14 protein-coding genes are annotated in these 19,993 nt (G+C 52.8%); 6 read left to right on the top strand and 8 right to left on the bottom strand.

Annotated features, from left to right (window positions below; genetic code table 11):
• Positions 1 to 127 precede the first annotated feature (127 nt).
• The 8 genes from BUB73_RS15470 to BUB73_RS15435 form a co-directional block, all read right to left on the bottom strand.
• On the bottom strand, positions 128 to 1,369 hold the full coding sequence (locus tag BUB73_RS15470) for a formylglycine-generating enzyme family protein (protein WP_073161410.1): 1,242 nt from the start codon (positions 1,367 to 1,369) through the stop codon (positions 128 to 130).
• Positions 1,370 to 1,388: 19 nt separating this feature from the next.
• Positions 1,389 to 2,228, bottom strand: a complete 840-nt coding sequence (gene cdaA / locus BUB73_RS15465) for a diadenylate cyclase CdaA (RefSeq protein ID WP_073161411.1) — start codon at positions 2,226 to 2,228, stop codon at positions 1,389 to 1,391.
• The gene (folP, locus tag BUB73_RS15460; RefSeq protein WP_073161412.1) at positions 2,215 to 3,105 is read right to left on the bottom strand and encodes a dihydropteroate synthase; all 891 of its coding nucleotides are present in this window, start codon (positions 3,103 to 3,105) and stop codon (positions 2,215 to 2,217) included. Before folP ends, cdaA begins: the two co-directional genes overlap by 14 nt.
• A gap of 38 nt (positions 3,106 to 3,143) precedes the next feature.
• Positions 3,144 to 5,339 (bottom strand): ATP-dependent zinc metalloprotease FtsH, encoded by a 2,196-nt coding sequence (ftsH, locus tag BUB73_RS15455; protein WP_283160651.1) that lies wholly within the window; start codon positions 5,337 to 5,339, stop codon positions 3,144 to 3,146.
• Positions 5,340 to 5,393: 54 nt separating this feature from the next.
• Positions 5,394 to 6,338 (bottom strand): tRNA lysidine(34) synthetase TilS, encoded by a 945-nt coding sequence (gene tilS / locus BUB73_RS15450; protein WP_073287213.1) that lies wholly within the window; start codon positions 6,336 to 6,338, stop codon positions 5,394 to 5,396.
• A gap of 107 nt (positions 6,339 to 6,445) precedes the next feature.
• Complete coding sequence (hisI, locus tag BUB73_RS15445; RefSeq protein ID WP_073161414.1) at positions 6,446 to 6,796, bottom strand: phosphoribosyl-AMP cyclohydrolase; 351 nt, start codon at positions 6,794 to 6,796, stop codon at positions 6,446 to 6,448.
• A gap of 69 nt (positions 6,797 to 6,865) precedes the next feature.
• Complete coding sequence (locus BUB73_RS15440; protein ID WP_073161431.1) at positions 6,866 to 8,140, bottom strand: glutamate-5-semialdehyde dehydrogenase; 1,275 nt, start codon at positions 8,138 to 8,140, stop codon at positions 6,866 to 6,868.
• 320 nt (positions 8,141 to 8,460) lie between these two features.
• Positions 8,461 to 11,310: a glycoside hydrolase family 2 protein gene (locus tag BUB73_RS15435; RefSeq protein ID WP_073161415.1), complete on the bottom strand. Its 2,850-nt coding sequence runs from the start codon at positions 11,308 to 11,310 to the stop codon at positions 8,461 to 8,463.
• 216 nt (positions 11,311 to 11,526) lie between these two features.
• Here BUB73_RS15435 and rplU point away from each other — a divergent pair, with 216 nt between their 5' ends.
• The 6 genes from rplU (at position 11,527) to BUB73_RS15405 (ending at position 19,971) form a co-directional block, all read left to right on the top strand.
• Positions 11,527 to 12,012 carry a 50S ribosomal protein L21 gene (gene rplU / locus BUB73_RS15430; protein ID WP_073161416.1) on the top strand — a complete coding sequence of 162 codons (486 nt, stop codon included), beginning with the start codon at positions 11,527 to 11,529 and terminating at the stop codon, positions 12,010 to 12,012.
• 3 nt (positions 12,013 to 12,015) lie between these two features.
• Positions 12,016 to 12,276: a 50S ribosomal protein L27 gene (rpmA, locus tag BUB73_RS15425; protein WP_073161417.1), complete on the top strand. Its 261-nt coding sequence runs from the start codon at positions 12,016 to 12,018 to the stop codon at positions 12,274 to 12,276.
• Positions 12,277 to 12,346: 70 nt separating this feature from the next.
• Positions 12,347 to 14,776 (top strand): hypothetical protein, encoded by a 2,430-nt coding sequence (locus tag BUB73_RS15420; RefSeq protein WP_254794971.1) that lies wholly within the window; start codon positions 12,347 to 12,349, stop codon positions 14,774 to 14,776.
• A gap of 30 nt (positions 14,777 to 14,806) precedes the next feature.
• A complete protein-coding gene (locus BUB73_RS15415; protein WP_073161418.1) occupies positions 14,807 to 15,595 on the top strand; it encodes an inositol monophosphatase family protein in 789 nt (262 codons plus the stop codon).
• Between the two features lie 377 nt (positions 15,596 to 15,972).
• Positions 15,973 to 17,322: an NADP-specific glutamate dehydrogenase gene (gdhA, locus tag BUB73_RS15410; RefSeq protein WP_073161419.1), complete on the top strand. Its 1,350-nt coding sequence runs from the start codon at positions 15,973 to 15,975 to the stop codon at positions 17,320 to 17,322.
• Between the two features lie 678 nt (positions 17,323 to 18,000).
• Complete coding sequence (locus BUB73_RS15405) at positions 18,001 to 19,971, top strand: glycoside hydrolase family 5 protein (RefSeq protein ID WP_170932361.1); 1,971 nt, start codon at positions 18,001 to 18,003, stop codon at positions 19,969 to 19,971.
• Positions 19,972 to 19,993: the final 22 nt, after the last annotated feature.

Raw genomic sequence — 19,993 nt, 5'->3', positions numbered from 1 at the left:
TTGCAATTTAGTTATCCTAGCTGGCTCCCATCTGGGGGCCTTTTTTGCATCCTTCAGATTCCGCTCGGATTATGCATTTGCAAATAGAATTCGGGAAACTCGTTGCTCAAAGCTGAAAACTCATGACTCACTTGCAGCAGCGGAAGCCTACGGAGGGGTACTGATTCTGGGGGTAGAAGCTGAACTTGCTTTCGGTACACTTGCTTCCATTGTTGGTGTTCCATGCACCACCGGCCACCAGATACATATTGGGGTGATCCTTGCTTGTGGTAGAAGTCCATTCCCAGAGGTTTCCGTTCATGTCGTACATGCCCCACCAGCTACGGCACTGTTCCTTGCGGCCTACGCGCTTGGCAGCCTTGGTGTTGGTGTTGCACTTGTTCTGCTTGTAGGTGTCACCATAGGAATACTTGGTGTTGTCCTTGCCACGGCAGGCGGCCTGCCATTCATCGATAGAGCAGAGGTGCTTACCTTCCTTGGCGCAGAGGGCCACGGCTTCTTCCTGGGAGACCATGTCCTTGGGAAGTTCGTCGGGGGAGTTGGGATATTCGTAGGCGTCTACGCAGACCTGCTTACCGCCAACAGGAACGGGGTAGGCGTTCTTTCCGCAGACGTTGTCGCTGGCCATGTCATACTTGGCTTCTTCCCAGGGGGTACGGTTGCCCACGGAGTCTACGGCGTAATAGAACACAGAACCGGTCTTGTTGTATTCGATGGCCTTGCCTGCTTCCACAGGATTGTTGGTGTCGCCAACAGAGAGGTAGGTCTTGCACTTGATTTCGTCGCACTTGACCTTCAGCTTGATGGGATCGTAGTAACGGCCTGCGGGGGGAGCGATTTCTGCAACCGGCGGAACCTGGTCGGCGGCGCGGATGGAGTCGGCGATACGCTTCTTTTCGGCTTCTTCGGCGCGGATCTTTTCGAGGGCCGCGAGACTGTCTGCTACGGCCTTCAGGCTGTCCTGACGGGCCTTTTCGATGGCGGCCAGGCTGTCGTTTACATGCTTGATGCTGTCGCGGACATGGCGGATGCTGTCGCGGTTCAGGGCGGGCTTTACCGGTTCCACGACGGCGGGGGTAGTGTCGGCAGGAACGGTATCCACTACGAGGGCGGCGAGACTATCGGCCCTGCGGATGGAGTCTGCGCGCATCTGCTCCAGCTGACGGAGGCTATCAAGGGTGCGGCGACGCTGCATTTCAAGGGCGGTTTCCTGTTCCTTGGCCAGGGCTTCCTGCTTCATCTGGTCCAGGTGGCACTGCACAATAAAAAGGCAGACCAACAAAAGGAACATGAGTACGAGTACGACAACGTTTCTTTTCTTGCGGCTAGATTTGCTTTCGGTGCCCTTGTTTTCTTGATTCTCTGCCATGATGCTTTAATTCCTTTCTTTATTCTGCTTTTTCTGCGGCGGCTTCCGTCTTACCGGTTTCACGAACGTCGTTAAAGAGTTCGCCCCAGTGGCGGATGATTTCCTGCTTCAGTTCCTGGACGCTGATGTTTCGGCGCAGGGAGTTTCTGTAGGCGATGGAGATGTAGCCCGTTTCTTCGGAGACCACGATGACCAGGGCGTCACATTCGGCGGCCAGAGCTTTTGCGGCGCGGTGGCGCATGCCGTAGCCCGCTTCCTTTTCGGCGTTGCCGGTGGGCATGGGGAGGATACAGCCTGCTGCAACAATGCGCTTGCTGTTTACGATAACGGCACCGTCATGAAGGGCGGAGTTGGGGAAGAACAGGGCGCGGAGGAGTCGGGCGCTAATGCGTGCGTCGAGAATTTCACCGGTGTCGGCGTAGTTCCTGAGGCCCACTCGCTTCTCGAGAACGATCAACGCACCGGTGCGGGTCTTTGCCAGGTCCTGGACTGCGGCGGCGATAGTCTTGGTAATGTCATCCAGGCCGCTGGCGTGGAAGAAGAAATTGTGGAGGTCCAGCTTACTGGCTGCGATACCGATTCGGGTCAGCGCGCTTCGGATTTCGGGCTGGAACAAGATCACCACGGCGATAATTCCCAGGGTGGCCAGGTTACTGATGAGCCACACGACGGTGTGCAGTTCCCACCACTGGGCGATAATCCAGGCGAGGATCAACAGCAATCCGCCAAAGAGCATCTGGGCTGCGCGGGTTCCGCGGAACAGCAAAAAGATGTAGTAGAGGATAATTGAAATCAAGAGGACGTCAAGGATGTCCGCCATACGGACATCGATGATGTCGAACAGTTTAAACAGAACCATTCATGCCCTCCAGATAGAGCATGGATTCCTTGGCTTCCTTTACATCGTGGACGCGGATGATACTTGCACCGCCCAGGGCTGCCACAATGCCTGCAGTAACGGTGGGGATCAGTCGGTCGCTGGTTTCGAGCCCCGCCATCTTGCCGATGTAGGATTTGCGGGAGGTGCCGATCAGAACGGGGTAGCCGTCTTCCAGCATGTCTTCCACGGACTTCATCAGGTCGATGTTGTCCTGTACCGTTTTGCCGAATCCGATGCCCGGATCCAGACAGATTTTCTGAGGTTCGACGCCCAAGTCCAGAAGGAGCTTTGCCTGGGCCAGCAGTTCTTCGCGGACTTCCTGTACCACGTTCTCGTAGGGCTTGAAGTCCTGCTGCATGGTTCCGAAGTTTCCGCGCATGTGGTTCAGCACCACACTGGCTCCAGTCTTTGCAACGACTGCAGGCATGTCCTTGTCCATGGCGCAGGCGCTGATGTCGTTGATGATGTGGGCGCCAAGATTCATGGTCTCCTGGGCGACCTTGGACTTCACCGTATCGACGGACATGTAGAAGGTGGGGGCGTCGCTGTTTTTAGCGAACTTGGCCAGACGTTCTACCAGCGGGCAGACTCGGTCCAGTTCTTCCTGTACGCTTACGGGAGCGCTTCCCGGACGGCTGCTTTCGCCACCGATGTCCAGAATGACAGCCCCTTCCTGGAGCAACTTCATGGAATGCTGGAAGGCGGCGTCTAGAGTGTTATGCTGTCCTCCGTCAAAGAAACTATCCGGCGTTACGTTGACGATTCCCATAATGAGAGGGGAGGGCTGGCAGGAGAGAACCTGGTCGCCGATTTTCCAAGGTAAGGCGCGGGACTTGCTAAGAACGGACTTGAACATAAATGCTTCTCGTGGTCGATAGGTGTGAGGTAGAGTTTTTAGTTTTCTTCTTTTGCTTCGGCAGTTGCACTGGCTGTGGTTTCAGCGGAGGCTTTGGCTGCTTCGGCTGGAACTTCAGCGGACTGGGAGCTGCTGTCGCTGGCGGTTTCGGAACCGGTAGCCGGGGCAGGCTTCACTGCTTCAACGGGAGCGTCACTTGCGGGAGCAACAGGAGGCTGTGCACCGGGGTCGGGAGGCGGAGTGTCTTCGGCCTTCTTCTTGGCAGCCATTTCTTCCATGGCCTTGTACTGGCGGCTCTTCTTGGTGCCTTCCAGCTTTTCGCCAGCCATGACGCGGTCGATTTCTTCGCGGTCCAGAACTTCGAATTCGAAGAGGGCTTCGGCCAGGTCGATCAGCTTGTCCTTGTTTTCTTCAATCAGCTTCTTGGCTTCTGCATCCAGACGCTTGATCAGTCCGTTAACAGCCTGGTCGATCTTCTGGGCCATCATTTCGGACATTTCCTTAGGCTTGCTGATTTCGCGACCCAGGAACACTTCGCCATCGGCGCGGCTATAGCAAACAGGACCGATTTCATCGTCGAAGCCCCATTCGGTCACCATCTTGCGGGCCAGTTCCGTGGCGCGCTGGATATCGTTGGAGGCGCCGGTGCTCTGATGGTTGAAGAATACCAGTTCTGCCAGACGGCCGGACATCATGATCATGATGCGTTCTTCGGCGTATTCGCGGCTGTAAGAAACCTGGTCTCGTTCCGGCAGGCTCATGGTTACGCCAAGGGCGCGACCGCGGGGGATAATGGTAATCTTGTGCAGCGGGTCGGAATGCTTGCACAGCAAGGTCATAAGGGCGTGGCCTGCTTCGTGGTAGGCGGTATGGCGCTTTTCCTCGTCGGTCATGAGGAGGGTTCTGCGTTCCGCTCCCATAGAAAGCTTGTCGCGGGCTTCCTCGAAGTCCAGCATGGTCACCTTCTTGTTGTTGAAGCGGGCGGCCATCAAGGCGGCTTCGTTCACCAGGTTTTCCAGGTCTGCACCGGCAAGTCCCGGAGTGCCCTTTGCAACAGCCTTGATATCCACATCGTCTGCCAGAGGCACCTTGCGCTTCTTCAGGTGGACGCGAAGAATTTCTTCACGACCCTTCAGGTCAGGCAGTCCCACTACGATCTGACGGTCGAAACGACCCGGACGGAGCAAAGCCTTGTCCAGAACATCGGGGCGGTTGGTGGCTGCAATGAGGATCACGCCTTCGTTGGCGGTAAAGCCATCCATTTCCACCAGCAACTGGTTCAAGGTCTGTTCGCGTTCGTCGTGTCCGCCACCAAGGCCTGCACCACGCTGACGACCGACGGCATCAATTTCATCGATGAACAAAATACAGGGAGCATTCTTCTTTCCGTTTTCAAAAAGATCACGGACTCGGCTAGCACCCACGCCCACGAACATTTCCACGAAGTCGGAACCACTCATGCTAAAGAAGGGGACTCCAGCTTCGCCGGCAACGGCGCGGGCCAGCAAAGTCTTACCGGTACCCGGAGGGCCTACCAACAATGCACCCTTGGGGATACGTCCACCAAGTGCGTCAAACTTTTTGGGATCCTTAAGGAATTCTACAAGTTCCTGCAAGTCCTGCTTGGCTTCGTCACAGCCTGCGACGTCGGTAAACAAGGTCTTCTTCTTTACGTCCAGCTGGCGGGCCTGGCTCTTGCCGAAGGCGAAGGGGTTCTTGCCGCCACCGCCCATCTGACGGCTCATCATAAAGTAGAAGAACACAATCAGGAGGATTGCCGGCATGAATGCCACCAGGGTATCCATCCAGGAGGATTCTTCGTGGATGACCTTGACCTTGACTCCCTTGAAAACTTCCCAGGCGGTAATCTGCTCGTTGGTGACGTCCAGCATGTGGCTGACGAAATGCTTGGTCTTGCCTGTATCTTCGTTCTTGGCGAAGCGGGCGATCACGCTCTGACTCTTTTTCGCGGCGGCCTGCTCTTCGGCAGTCATTTCGCGGGCGCCTTCGATGATGATGCCATCCTTGGTCTTCTGCAGGCTCAGTTCCGTAATGACCTTGGTGGAATCTCCCATCATGGCCAGGAATTCCGTGCGGGTCATGTTGGCTTCTTCATTTTTCCCTGCCAGGGGGAACATAATGAATAGCAACAGGATCATCACGATAAGGATGATAAAGTTCTTGTTCTTGTATGGGGGCGTGGGCTTTCCACTTTTGCCGGGGCGTTGACTCATACTTTCCCTTTAGAATAGTTCAAAAAATTTCGTACACCGACAAAATACAAATTATTAAATGTCTGCTGAGGCCTTCTTCTCGCAAATTCTGATAATATTGCGTTTTTTCTCGATGAATCGGGTGCGGTAAGAGAGGTTCCTGATGTCGTTGAGCAGGGCCTTGCCCTTGAAGGTTCCTACGGGGAATCGGTAGCCTTGACGATCCAGCCATAAACGGAAAATTTCGTCCATTCCATTCTTTAGGGAAATCTTTCCTTTTTTGGTGTCGAGGGTAAGGCCGTCATCCCTTGAAATGACAAGCGGTAGGAATAGCTTGTCTGCAATAGTCAAGATCCTTTCGTAGGCGGAAACAGTTTTTGACGCAATCCGGACCAGCTGACTTGTGGCCCCGGGATGCAATTTTTCTAGGGTGGGGAGTGCTTCGTGCCGAATCTGGTTGCGGGTGAACTTTACGTCGGAATTGCTTTCATCTTCACACCAGTCCAGATTATTATCGCGGGCGTATTCCTGCAGTTCCTTGCGGGAAACGTCAAGAAAGGGGCGGTAAAGGAAAACCGCTTCATGGGGGAGGTCCGTGTCGGTTGCTAGCAGGCGAACGCTCTGGATGCCCTGCAATCCTGCCAGGCTTACTCCGCGACGTAACCTGAGGTACACGGTTTCCGCCTGGTCTCCGGCGTGGTGGGCGGTAACGATGGCGTCGGCGCGGTTCTCGTGGGCGAATTTCCGCAATGCATCATAGCGGGCATCCCGTGCGTTATTTTCTAACGAACCCTCTGCGGCTTTTAACGCTTCTCCATCCAACGTTCCTAAAAAAAATTGGCTCTGGTTTTGTGCGGCAAAAACCTTAACAAATTCAGCATCCCGATCTGCCGTTCCTTCTCGCAGCCCATGATGCACATGGGCAATTCCCAGCCATTCAATGCCGAGGTCTGCTTTGTGGGTTACAAAAAAGTGGGCGAGGCAGATGGAGTCCAGACCGCCCGAAACAGCAAGAAGCAATCGCTTCCAGCCGTTTTGCTTGATTTTATTTCTAGTGGATTCAAGGAATGATGGGGGGGGATTGCTCAAAACAAAAAACCTTTATCCTCTATCCTTTATACTCTCCGCTATTTTTCGCAGACCTTGAAGAAGCAGCTGCGGGCTCCTGTGTGGCAAGCCACTTGCGGCCCCTGCATACGGACCTTGAACAGCAAGGCGTCGCTATCGCAGTCGGTGGCCCATTCCACGACGGTCATGACATTTCCGCTGGTGTCGCCCTTGTGCCAGTATTCCTTGCGGCTACGGCTCCAGAATACCATTTCGCCACATTCCTGTGTGCGGCGGAGGGCTTCCTCGTTCATCCATGCCATCATGAGAACGTCACCCTTGTCTGCATCCTGAACGATAGCGGGGGCCAGCATCACTCCGTCTACTTCCACTTCGAACTTCACTTCTTTCATGATATCTTCAAATTTCATTTTGAATCCTTTTTTTTTGGATTCTTCGCTTCGATGCTTTTGCATCTTCGCTCAGAATGACGTTTGCTATTAACCGCGGACTTGGCCTTCGCCACGGAGCACCCACTTGTAGGTGCAGAGGCTTTCAACGCCCATGGGGCCACGGGCGTGGAGCTTGTCGGTGGAAATGCCCACTTCGGCGCCAAGGCCGTATTCGCCGCCGTCTGCAAAACGGGTGCTGGCGTTCACCATGACGCTGCTGGAATCCACGTTGGCCACAAAGTAGTCCTGCACGCTTGTGTCTTCGGCAACCACGGCTTCGGTGTGGCGGCTGCTGTACTTTTCGATATGGTCGGCGGCTTCTTCTACATTTTCAACGAACTTGACGCTGGCCTTCAATGCCAGGTATTCGGTGTGGTAGTTGGCTTCGTCGCCGATATCGGTGACGTTGGTGATGCCTTCCAGACGCTTCTGGGCGTCGGCGTTACCGAACAGTTCTACGCCGCGGCTGGTGAGGGCTTCCACAAGACGCTTCACGTCGGAGGAGGGGAGGGCCTTGTCAAACAGGACGCATTCCATGGCGTTGCATACGCCGGTGCGCTGTGTCTTGGCGTTGATCAGGATGTTCTCTGCCTTTGCGATGTCGGCGGACTTGTCCACATAAACGTGGCAGATACCGTTAAAGTGCTTGATGACAGGAATCTTGCTCTGGTCCACAACGGCGCGGATCAGGCGTTCGCCACCGCGGGGAATCACCAGGTCTATGCAGTCGTTGCGCTGCAACAGCATGCTGACCAAGTCGTGGCTGGATTCCGTTACCAGCTGGACGGCATCTTCGTCAACGCCATTTTCGGTGAGGGCCTTGCGGAAGATATCAGCCAGACACTTAGCGCTGTTGATGGATTCCTTGCCGCCACGGAGAATCACGGCGTTTCCCGCCTTAAAGCAGAGGCATGCCCCGTCGATGGTCACGTTGGGGCGGCTTTCGAAAATAAAGAACACGGAGCCGATAGGCACTGCCACGCGGCTGATCTTGATTCCGTTCTTCAGTTCGCGGGCTTCCAGAACCTTGTTCAGCGGGTCAGCGAAGGCGGCGATCTCTTCGGCACCCTTGGCCATGGATTCGATGCGGGCGTCATTCAAAGTCAGACGGTCCAGCATGGAGTCGCTAATCTTACCCTGGGCGGCGTCGGTGTCCAGCTTGTTTGCGGCGAGAATTTCCGGCTTGCTTGCGCGGAGCAGTTCTGCCACGCGGGCCAGAACCTTACTGCGGGTCTCTGCGCTGAGGGTGCGGATTTTCTTGCTTGCCTTGCGGGCGTTTTGGGCCAGAAGGTCGGAATATTTCTCTAAATCGACAGTGTTCATGCTGTAAATATAGCTATCGCGACGGCCATCGTCCAAGTTGGAATATTCTTCGCTTGGAATTTTGGGAAAACTGCTTGCTTTTTGTAGTAAAAAAGTATACTTTGAAATCAATACAGGTTTGTTTTTACTCGCGACATTAACGGGTAGTCGCCAGGGTATCGGACTTGGGTGTTTAGACTCGGTGCTTGCCTTCTCTCTCATAAGGCACCGAGTCTTTTTTATTTATAGGTAAGCGGGTCGGTCCCGCTAATTTTATATAAAATAAAAGACCGCGGAGTGTATCCGCGGCCTTTTAGCTTTAACCTGTTTGCTTTTCGCTATTACAGCAGTTCCACGATCTTGGTGAACAGTGCGTCGGCGAGGGCGTTGGTTTCAAGACCTTCGAAGACGTTGAACTGGTTGAACATGATCTTACCCTTACCGAAGGGGTAGAGCTGCAGGTCGCAACCGGTCTTCACTTCGCCTTCCTTCAGGGAGACGGAACGTGCGAACACCTGTGCGCCGGGCAGTTCGTTCAGGGAAATGCTGGGCATAACCGCTGCGGCGTTGTGGTCCAGAACTGCGGTTTCTCCAAATACGGATGCCAGGGCGGAACCCTTGGGCAGGTAGTGGAGGCTCATTTCGTTGGCACCGGTGCTCCAGTGAGATTCAATGTTGCTGTCGAAATGGTGGCTCTGGTTCAGGAAGTCGATGTCGTCCTGGGTCATGTCAGAAAGCAGCAAGGTCTTGCCGCCGTTCTTGACCACGTCGATTAGCTTGTCCAGAATTTCATCGGGCCAGGAGCTGAGGTTTGCGGTAAAGATGATGGGTTCCTTGCCGGAGAGTGCGGCCAGTGCGTCGCTGGATTCTTCGCTTTCGTCCAGGAAGCAGACCTTCTTCATGGCGGAACGTACATCGGCCTGGTCGATAACGATCAAGTCTTCTGTAGACGTATGGATGGTGTTGCCGTTGTCCAGCAGGGTAATCTGCAGCTGGTACTTGCCCTCATTGCGGGGGGCCATCATGGTGCAGATGCCCAGCTGAGTCAAGCTGGTCTTGCCGGCCGGTTCTTCCGGTTCCATAGTCTGGCTAGAAATTTCCTTGCCCTTGGCGTCCAGCAGCTTGACTTCTACAGAAACTTCTTCGAGACGCTTGTTGTTCAGGAGGGTAATCTGGAAGCTGATTTCGCTCTGGGGGGCGACCACGTGTTCCAGTTCGCTGACAAGAGCGCGGCTGGGGGTGGTGATTTCCTTGGTGAAATCTTCGAAGCCCTTGCTTACGCGGTTTTCGTCATTGATACCGCAGAAGTCGGTGCTGCAGTCTGCCCACTGATCCAGGAAGAAACCGGAAATCTGGGGGTTGCTCTGGAAGGCGCTGACCTGGTCCAGCTTGCTCTTGAGGCCAATGCCGTTTACGTCGCTGCAGAAGTCCCTGTAAGACTTCCATACAGAAAGGTCGCTTTCCACAAAGTTTTCGATGGACTTGACGAAAGTCTTGACGGCCTTCTGGTTCTTGGTGCAACGGGGACCCTTGATGGTGGTTGCATCCTTGGGAAGAAGGGTGTGGTTCTTCAGGGTCACCAGCATCTTGTTGGAGATATCCTGTGCTACGTTTTCTTCTTCGTCCTGGAAGTGAGCGTCGCCAAGACCTGCATCCGGAACCATCAGCTCTTCGTTGTCGCGGTCGAAGCTGTGGGCCAGGTAGTGGGTGTAGGTGGCGCTGGGGCTCATGCGGGGGTTCACGCGGAGCGTTGCGTAAGCAGAAATGCGGTCTACGGTAACGGGCAGGAGCTTGCCGGTATCCTTGCGGAAGTTGCCTTCGTTATCCAGGTAGATACTGTTCAGGTTGCTGATTACCGGGCGGGTCATGTCTACGGGGCCGATGGCGTTCAGCATCTTGTTGCCGTTCTGCAGCAGGAAGGTGCCGTTTTCGGAACCCAGGACCCACACACCGATACAGGGGTGGTTGTGCTGTTCCTTGATCAGGTCGTTAATCAGCTTCTTGGCGATTTCCAGACCCTGGGGGGTGGAACGCATGGTGTGGATGGGGAATTCCTGGAAGACGATCAAACCGATCTTGTCGCAGATGTTCAGGGCTGCCTCGGTCAGAGGTGCGCCGCAAGAACGGATGGCGTTGAAGCCTGCTTCCTTGACGGCCATCAGGTCCTTTTCCAACTTGGGGTTGTTGTCGGTCCAGAGACCGCCTTCGCTCCACTGCTGGTTGTAGCTGACGCCCTGGATCTTGAGAATCTGGTCGTTCAGGTAATAGTCGCCCTTAAGGCAGTCGAACTTGCGGAAGCCGAAGGTGCGGACGACGGGGAAGGCATATTCGGGACGCTTGATTTCCTTGCCGTCCTTTTCCTTGGCGGCCTTGATTTCCATCTGGAATTCGATGGCGAAAACGTTGGGGTGGTCGGGGCTCCACTGGAACTTGTCTCTCTTCAGTTCCTTCACTTCGAACACGTAGCGCTGGGTGGCGTTTTCCTTGTCCAGCTTGATGTTATTGATGAAGTGTTCGTAGACTTCGCCTGCCGGATTCTTCATGAGAACGCGGAGACGGGTCTGGAAGCCACGGGGGTTGTTGAAGCTGACTTCGCAGGCGATGCGGTCCTGGTCCAGGTCCGGTTCCACGTGAACGTCAGAAATGAAGGCTGCAGTACCGAGAACCAGGCTTACATCGCCATAGATACCGCCAAAGGGGTACTGGTTCCAGGGGAGGCCGACGGGCATTTCGCTAGGATGGGCAAAACGGTCGTCTGCGCCTTCCTTGGATTCGCGGCCGAAGTCGATACGGCTGTTGGCGGCGCCCATGTTGGCAACGCGTACGCAGAGCACGTTTTCTTCGCCGATCTTCAGGGCCTTCTGTGTTTCAAATTCGAAAGGAGTGTAGGCGCCGAAGTGGGTGCCCAGCAACTTGCCGTTCAGCCAGACAGTTGCATGAGTTGCGATACGGTCGAAATGCAGGAAAATACGCTTGGTCACCTGCTTTTCATCTTCGATGGTGAAACGTTTGAAATAGTAAGCGCAGTCCTGGGACATCAAAAACTTGTCGAATGCGCGTTCCCAGACGTGGGGAACCTGGACAGTTTCAGTGTTTGCCGGATAAGTTGCGTACCAGCGGTTGGAAATACCGGTGTCTTCGGTATCCCAGAGCATCTGCCAGTCGCCATTTAGACTCATTATCTTACTCATTTGAGGGTCCTTTATAGTTATACGGGGGCAAAGTTAGGAAAATAATGGGCGGCGAACAACGATTGTTAGGCGAAGGAGGGGCTAAAAAGGGGGGATTTTCGGGATGGTACCGCAAATTTTTAAAAATATGTTCATTTTCTGTGGATAAACCCTTTAATTTTTTTGACGGCGTTGCTAAATTTGTGGTCCCAATAGCAACTTAAAAAGGATTACAAAATGTATTCTATTGTTGAAACAGGTGGTTTCCAGTATAAAGTCGAACTCGGCAAGACCTACAAGGTTCCGACCCTCGACGCAGCTGTTGGTTCCGAACTGGAGCTCAAGTCCGTTCTTCTTTTCGCAGGAAAAGAAGTGCAAATCGGCACCCCTGTCCTGAATGATGCTTCCGTCAAGGTTGAAGTTCTCGACCACGGCAAATACGATACCATTATCGTGTTCAAGAAGAAGCGTCGTACTCGTTACGAACGTCGTAACGGTCATCGTCAGGGCTATACCGAGGTGCTCGTAACGGAAATTCGCTCCGGCGCAGAATCCGCAACTGTTGAACCTCAAGTTATTACCCGCAACCGCGCTCGCGTGGCTGCCCTTGCTAAGCAGAAGGCTCAGAACAAGCCCCTCACTCGCAAGGAAAAGATCGCTCAGGGTCTCCCGAAGCCTGCTAAGGTCAAGAAGAACTCTCTGCGTAAGGCTAAGGAGGCTTAATCCATGGCACATAAGAAAGGTCAAGGTTCTGTTCGTAACGGTCGCGACTCTAACGCCAAGTATCTTGGTGTCAAGAAGTATGCTGGTGAAGTTGTCAAGGCTGGCAACATCATTGTCCGTCAGCGCGGTTCTCACTTCCACAACGGCAAGAATGTCGGCATGGGCAAGGATTTCACCTTGTTCTCCCTCATTGATGGCGTCGTGAAGTTCGAATACGTCGATGCAAAGCGTCAGAAGGTTTCCGTTTACGCTGAAGAAAACTAATTAAGACGCAAGGGAAACCCGAAGGTTTCCCTTGGAGCCTTTCCTAGAATCTTTGAGTAAACAAGCTAAAATGCTTTTGAGTAAGGTCATCCGCAAGGGTGGCCTTATTTTTTTTGCTAATTTTTCTTCTATGGTCAAGAGATTTTTGTCTTTTTCTGTTTTTGCGTTGCTGGTTGCTTGTTTGGGCTCCGTTTTTGTCGCTTGCTCCGATGATGATAGCGAGGTTGAATACCTTTTTAACAGGGAAGTTTCCGAACTGACTGTCCTTAGGGAGTGCGCCTCTTCTGCCGACAGCGGGGCTTTCTGCTATCAGGTCCGTTATCAATATCCCATCGACAAGGATGATCTTTCCAAGATTTACCTGTGGTTCGATTCTACGGTTGTGAAGGACTCCACCAGGTCTGTGGGAAGCAAGGAGCTGGACAGGGCCGATACCGTTATCGAGTATAAGAAGACCAAGGCTCTCTACGATACGGTGGATCTTACCGGAAGCGACATTCTGGAAAGTGTCAGGGAATCGAAGCGCGAAAGCCTGATGGTGGCCATCTATTGCGAGTATACCAGCGGCGGTCCCGGTTCGGTACAGCATGTGTATATTCATTTCCGGGATGATATCGCCCCTCTGTTTTCTGTGCTGGACCGTCCTGAAACGAAGTGGACTACGGGCGCGGAATTTAAGTGGACCCGACCCACAGACCAGACGGACTATTACGACCCCAACGACTTGAGCGGCGTGATTGCCGGCTACAACATTATCATCTATGCCGAAAACCAGGATGAAGATCTTTCCAAGATCAAGGTGACGGTCAAGTCTCCTGATGGCGTTGATTCTACCGGCAAGGAAATCTACAAGCGTAATGCCCATTTTTTCTCCAATGGTGATTCCCTGTGGGAAGAATCTGTGGAAGTTCGAAAGTCCAACAAGAACCGTCTTCACCTCTTGATCAAGGATGGCAAGGGGTATAATGCAGACGAACCCGATTCGAATATTTTCAGTTTGGTGATTGAAGGCCTGAAAGCCGAAAGCAAGTACAAGATTGCGTCTACCGCCTTTGATGCCAACGCCCAGTATGCGGGTAACGATTACATGTCCGAAAGTTCCTGGCATGACTTCTCGACCACCGATTCCATTGCACCCTTGATGCCTACAAAAATCTTTACTCTCAAGGATACCTTGTTCCCCAACATGGCCCGCCTTGATAGCAATAACCGCCTGCGTATTTTCTGGAGCCGTAGTGTAGACCCGCTGAAGGAAGATCATAATATCGATGTGGATTCAGTCCTGACCTTGCCCAAGGACTGCCTGATGTTGCTGTGCTACGATACCGTTGAAACCTACGAAATTGAAACCTTCAACAAGAGTGCCAACAAGTGGGAAAGGCATGAATGCCCGGATGACACCTGCCAGTACAACAAGCTTTACCAGATAGACGGTGACAGCGTGCAGATCGTGGCTGACGAAGTAAGCGCCAAGGGCGTTTCCGCATTCGTTACCGATACGATCCGCTGGGTGTCTCCCGGCGATACGTTGATCCTGCGAATCCGCGCTGTGGACAGGTCTGGCTACAGTTCCATCGCCCTTGTCGATACAGTTGTGGTCTCTCCGGGAGAACTGGCTAGCCAGGTGGAATGCCCCGAGGGCTTTATTGCGGTGAAGGCTTCCGACACTACCGGCGTCTTCTGCATGGAACGTTATGAACACCGTAACGATTCCGGCGAATTCATGGTGAACGTCCTGCATTCCGAAGCGTTGGAGGCTTGTAGTTCGATTTCTGCAAGCGGGTTTACGGTGAGCCTGTGCAAGGAACGCGACTGGGAACTGGTTTGCCTTTCTGGTGGGTCGTTATCTTACGGCGTTGTGGAAGATGCTTCCGATGGAGTCGTGGATTACCTCTATTCCTATTGCAATGTGGCGACCAACGATTCCTTGTCTGCGGCATCTATTGCTACGCGCAGTTCTAGATGCGTGAATCCCATGGGCGTGTTCGACCTTCCTGGCCAGTATCAGGAATGGGTGCTGGGCCGCTCCGAAGATACCTCTGTCGTGGTTCGTGGTAGCAGCTATAAGAAGATGGGTGGCGTCGACCTGGAATCCCAGGCCCTGTGTACCAACCGCAGCTTCCCCTACTATACCCGCCCTGAATATACGACGGATTCCGTGTTCCTTTATCGCGAAGGTACTCGAGTGGATACGGTGTATACGGCTGACACTTCTAGGACGCTGTACAAGATTCTGACCAAGAAGGACTTCAAGGATTCCTTGCAGTTCTTTGATGTTCAGGATTCCAACGGCAATTCCGTGGGTGTGGACTATGCTCCCTATGGCGAGTACAAGAAAGGCGGCGAGAAGTGGCTGGAGACTTTGGGTGGCAGTCTGAAGTATGTCCCTGACCATATCGAGGTGGTATTCCTGACGGGGAAGAAGACCATGTATCGCGAAGCTTCGGCTTTCTATAAGTCTTCGTCGATTGGTTTCCGTTGCTGTGCCTACCCCGAGTAAGCCGTAGGCCGGATAATTCATTGGATTTCTATGGAAAACGTTTCTGAATTTTTGAAAGTGGCCGAAGAACTTGCCCGCAAGGCGGGGGAGGTCTGTCTGGAGCTGCAGAACAATCTGGGTGACGTCAAGTACAAGTCGGCCAAGGACGTGGTGACTATTGCCGATGTCACTAGCGAAAAGCTTATTGTGGAAGGCCTCCGTGCCGCATTCCCCACCCATTCTATCCGTACCGAGGAAGCGGGTGTTATTGAAGGTTCCGATTCGCGTTACCGCTGGATTATCGACCCGGTAGACGGAACCGTGAACTTTAGCCGCGGGATCCCCCTGTGGGGTATTTCCATTGCGCTCCACTTTGAGGGTAAGCCTCTTGTGGCCTGCGTCAACCTGCCCAAGCTGGGCGAGATGTTCACCGCTATCAAGGGCCAGGGAACTTTCATGAACGGCAAGCCCGTGCATGTGAGCCGCGAAGACAATCCCACTCATGCCATCGTTAGCAACGGCGACTTCAACGTGGGCGATCCTCAGAAGATTAATGCCCAGAATTCCAAGAACTTTGCGGCGGAGGCGGTTGCCTTTGAACGTGTGAAGTGTCTCGGTTCTGCGGTTATCGAAGGTTGCTTTACCGCTTGCGGCCGCCTGGATTGCTTCGTGATGACCATGAGCTATCCCTGGGATATTGCCGCTATCGCCCTTCTTGTGGAAGAGGCCGGTGGCCGTTCTACCCATATCGACGGTTCCGAAATGCAGTTCGTGGATGCGGAACAGGTTATTTTCAGCAATGGTCTGCTTCACGAAGTACTTGTTCAGACGGTCAAGTAAAGTTAGACGGACTGAGCCCGATTTTTTCCAAAAATTGTAATGAAGAGCCCTCGAAAGGGGGCTCTTTTTGTCTGTTTAAGGGGGTTGGGATGACGTTTTTCGTAAAATGAAGTGTAAAACTATGTTTACAAATTAGAGTGAAAATAGTGGGCTTACAAAAATGTAGGTTTTTGGAAGTATGACCCTTTAAATTTAATCAAAAAACGCAATTGTAAAATCTGCTGAAAAACTAACTTACAAAAATGTAGGAAATGAACGTTTTTTGTACAGTACCACTTGTTTTTTTTCATTATTTGTTATCTTTATTTCCGTAACAGAAATACCACTCGATGGTACAAAGTTTTATCTAAACAACAACTCTCATTGGAGATAATATTATGGCAATCCAGAATGCTTACCTCAAGTCCGTCTATGAAAAGGTCGTCGCTCGCGATCCGGACCAGGCTCTCTTCCACCAGGCTGTTCGTGAATTCCTCGAATCCCTGGACCCCGTTCTCGCTCAGGACAAGTCCTGGGAAACCAACGGCGTGATCGACCGCCTCGTCGAACCGGAACGCGTGATCACTTTCCGCGTACCTTGGCTGGATGACAAGGGCAACGTTCAGGTTAACCGCGGTTACCGCGTTCAGTTCAACTCCGCTATCGGTCCTTACAAGGGCGGTCTCCGTCTCCGTGGCGAAGTGACTCTCTCCATGCTGAAGTTCCTCGGCTTCGAACAGATCTTCAAGAACTCCCTGACTACTCTCCCCATGGGTGGCGGCAAGGGTGGTTCCGACTTCGAACCCAAGGGCAAGTCTGATAACGAAGTGATGCGCTTCTGCCAGTCTTTCATGACTGAACTCTGCAAGCACATCGGCGCTGACACCGACGTTCCGGCTGGTGACCAGGGTACTGGCGCTCGCGAAATCGGTTACATGTTCGGTCAGTACAAGCGTATCCGCAACGAATTCGTTGGCGTTCTCACTGGTAAGGGTCTCTCCTACGGTGGTTCTCTCGCTCGTACCGAAGCTACCGGTTACGGCCTCTGCTACTTCACCCGCGAAATGCTGAAGGATCTCGCCAACACCTCTTTCGCTGGCAAGACCGTCGTAATCTCCGGTTCCGGTAACGTTGCTATCTACGCTACCCAGAAGGCTCAGGAACTCGGTGCAAAGGTTGTTACCGTTTCTGACTCCAACGGCTACATCTATGACCCGAACGGCATCAAGGTTGAAGTTGTTCAGCAGATCAAGGAAGTTGAACGCGGCCGTATCTCTGAATACGCAAAGCGCGTTCCGGGTTCTGAATACCACGAAGGTTCTAAGGGCGTTTGGACTGTCAAGTGCGACATCGCTCTTCCCTGCGCAACTCAGAACGAAATCGACGAAGAATCCGCAAAGGCTCTTATCGCTAACGGCGTGATGGCTGTTGCTGAAGGTGCTAACATGCCTTCTACTCCGGAAGCAATCGAAGCCTTCCTCAAGGCTGGCGTTCTGTTTGGACCTGCTAAGGCTGCAAACGCTGGTGGCGTTGCTACCTCCGGTCTCGAAATGTCTCAGAACTCCGAACGTCTCTCCTGGACCTTCGCTGAAGTCGACGCTAAGCTCGATGGCATCATGACCTCCATCTACCAGGCTGCTTCTTCCGCTGCTGCAAAGTACGGCGACAAGAAGAACCTCGTTATGGGTGCAAACATCGCTGGCTTCCTCAAGGTTGCTGACGCTATGAAGTGGCAGGGCGCTTGCTAATCAAGACCGCTCGCGCAAATTGCAGGTAAAGAACCTCCGATAGCGCTCGCTCTCACAAAAAGGACTGGTCGAAAAAGACTAGTCCTTTTTGCACACGTCAAGACCGCTCGCGCAAATCGCAGGTAAAGAACCTCCGATAGCGCTCGCTCTCACAAAAGGGACTAGTCGAAAAAGACTAGTCCTTTTTGCTCACGTCAAGACCGCTCGCGCAAATCGCAGGTAAAGAACCTCCGATAGCGCTCGCTCTCACAAAAAGGACTGGTCGAAAAAGACTAGTCCTTTTTGCTCACGTCAAGACCGCTCGCGCAAATCGCAGGTAAAGAACCTCCGATAGCGCTCGCTCTCACAAAAGGGACTGGTCGAAAAGACCAGTCCTTTTTGCTCTCATCAAGACCGCTCGCGCAAATCGCAGGTAAAGAACCTCCGATAGCGCTCGCTCTCACAAAAGGGACTAGTCGAAAAAGACTAGTCCTTTTTGCTCACGTCAAGACCGCTCGCGCTAGAATCAGGTAGAAATACTCTGATAAGCGCTCGCTCTCACAAAAGGGACTAGTCGAAAAGACTAGTCCTTTTTGCATTTCGGAGGTGTGTACAAGAGAAAACAATTTTTTCATCTTAGTTGATTTCTTGTATTCCGAATTGGAATAGATTATGGGTGTACATAAGAAAGAGGTTGGTATGAACATTTCAAAATATCTCGAATCCAAGATGAAGTTTTGCATGACCGGTATGGTTGCAGGTCTTCTGGCATTCGGCCTGTCCGCTTGCTCTGACGATTCTTCTTCTTCTGCATCTTCCGAAGACGATGTGGTGGTTTCTTCTGATTCCAAGGATGAAGACAAGGATGAGTCTTCTTCTAGCGTCAAGGATTCTACGGATGAGGAAGTTTCTTCTTCGAGCATCGTTTACGAAGTGAAGGCCCGCGCAAATCAGCTGGTCAAGGACATGGGCGCAGGTATTAACCTGGGCAACGTTTTCGAAGCTCCCAATACGAACTTCAAGGGGTTTGACGATTCCCAGTTCAAGAGCAACTGGAGCGAAACGATCAAGCCCAAGGATTTCAAGGCCTTGGCCGATTCCGGTTTCAAGAACATCCGTATTCCTGTAAGTTGGGAAGAACATGTGACTGGCGAAGGCGCAGAATGCGTCGTAGATGAAGATTGGATGAAGCAGGTCTTCTGGGCTGTAGACCATACGATCAAGAATGGTATGATCGCTGTAATCAACACCCACCATTGGGATGCCATGTACGAGAATCCTGACGAGGAAACTCCTTGCCTCTTGAGCGTGTACAAGCAGATGATGGCTAACGTGATCAAGTATTCTCCCGACTCCCTGGTCGTGGAAACCTTGAACGAACCTCGCGGCAAGCTGACCAACGATAAGTGGAACAGTGTCGTGGCTTCCATTATCAATGTGGTTCGCGAAGCTGATCCTGCCCGAGTTATCATGGTGGGTACCTACAACTACAATTCCTACAACTCCGCAGCCGCTCTTTCTCTGCCTGCCGGCGTTGAAAATATCATCGTGACCTTCCATTACTACGATCCGTTTAACTTCACTCACCAGGGGGCAGACTTTGTGGATCCCAAGTACGAAACGGGTACCGAATGGCGTGCCACTCCGGGTCAGAAGAGAGCTGTAAGGACAGCTTTCAGCAAGATCAAGGACTGGTCTGACAAGCATGATATTCCTGTATACCTGGGTGAATTTGGCGCCTATGAAGCCGCAGACTCTGTCTCTCGCGAAACCTGGACTTCCTACATCTCCTACCTGGCTCACTCCCTTGGCTTCGCAACTGCCTACTGGGAATTCAGCTCGGGCTTCGGCGTGTATGACGAAAACAAGGACGAATGGCGTAGTTACCTGATGCGTGCCTTGCTGCAGCCCACCATGACTTTCGATGACGCTGTCTATCCGGATCTGGATACTCTGGGTTATGTGCTGCTGGACGACTTTGACGGTTTCGATGGCGATTCCATTCATGTTAGCGCTCTCGCCGCTAAGGTTGCCAAGTCCAAGGGCGACGAACTTTCCGATGCCCCCAGCTGGTATGCCTACTGCATTCCCACCAGCAATATGACCATTGAATCTGGCGATACCATTATCACCGGAATCATGGTTGCCGATACCACCAATTCCTACGAAAAGACCAACTTCGAACAGATGATCACGAAGAATGGTCACGATGGTCGCGGTCTCTATGTGAAGATCCACCTGGAAGGCGATTCCTACCCGTGGGCTGGTTTCGGTACTCAGTTCGATAGCGATAACAAAAAGCGCTTCGACTTCAAGAATCTGAAGGCAATGACCTTCTGGGCAAAGGGTACCGGTTCCTTCAAGATCAACTGGAAGACCGATTACGCCGATACCTGCTGCGCCGATACCTGGGGTGCTTTCGGTACCGAAATCGACTTGACCGATGAATGGAAACAGTATACGGTCTGGTTCGACCAGTGGGTGGCAAGCGCATGGTCTGACTTGCAGATTAGCGGTGCCGAATGGCTGGACCACAACGACGACGTTTTCAACCTTCAGTTTAGCAACGGCTCCTCTTACGGAGAAGTGGTTAACGAAGACCTGGAAATCTGGCTGGACGACATCCGCTTCTATGGCATGAGCGACAGCGATTTCGGAATAAAGAAATAGGTTCCTGGATTTCTCCCATAAA

Origin of the sequence: Fibrobacter sp. UWH6, from assembly GCF_900142465.1 — a bacterium.
Taxonomy (GTDB): Bacteria; Fibrobacterota; Fibrobacteria; order Fibrobacterales; family Fibrobacteraceae; genus Fibrobacter.
Note: the sequence above shows the minus strand (reverse complement) of the source record. Positions and strands in the feature narration are given on the sequence as shown.

Coding starts and splice junctions, on each gene's coding strand:
- hisI (WP_073161414.1), bottom strand. CDS start 6,796: ATGAAATTTGAAGATATCATGAAAGAAGTGAAGTTCGAAGTGGAAGTA.
- BUB73_RS15470 (WP_073161410.1), bottom strand. CDS start 1,369: ATGGCAGAGAATCAAGAAAACAAGGGCACCGAAAGCAAATCTAGCCGC.
- gdhA (WP_073161419.1), top strand. CDS start 15,973: ATGGCAATCCAGAATGCTTACCTCAAGTCCGTCTATGAAAAGGTCGTC.
- rpmA (WP_073161417.1), top strand. CDS start 12,016: ATGGCACATAAGAAAGGTCAAGGTTCTGTTCGTAACGGTCGCGACTCT.
- BUB73_RS15405 (WP_170932361.1), top strand. CDS start 18,001: ATGAACATTTCAAAATATCTCGAATCCAAGATGAAGTTTTGCATGACC.
- cdaA (WP_073161411.1), bottom strand. CDS start 2,228: ATGGTTCTGTTTAAACTGTTCGACATCATCGATGTCCGTATGGCGGAC.
- BUB73_RS15415 (WP_073161418.1), top strand. CDS start 14,807: ATGGAAAACGTTTCTGAATTTTTGAAAGTGGCCGAAGAACTTGCCCGC.
- BUB73_RS15435 (WP_073161415.1), bottom strand. CDS start 11,310: ATGAGTAAGATAATGAGTCTAAATGGCGACTGGCAGATGCTCTGGGAT.
- folP (WP_073161412.1), bottom strand. CDS start 3,105: ATGTTCAAGTCCGTTCTTAGCAAGTCCCGCGCCTTACCTTGGAAAATC.
- BUB73_RS15420 (WP_254794971.1), top strand. CDS start 12,347: ATGCTTTTGAGTAAGGTCATCCGCAAGGGTGGCCTTATTTTTTTTGCT.
- ftsH (WP_283160651.1), bottom strand. CDS start 5,339: ATGAGTCAACGCCCCGGCAAAAGTGGAAAGCCCACGCCCCCATACAAG.
- BUB73_RS15440 (WP_073161431.1), bottom strand. CDS start 8,140: ATGAACACTGTCGATTTAGAGAAATATTCCGACCTTCTGGCCCAAAAC.
- rplU (WP_073161416.1), top strand. CDS start 11,527: ATGTATTCTATTGTTGAAACAGGTGGTTTCCAGTATAAAGTCGAACTC.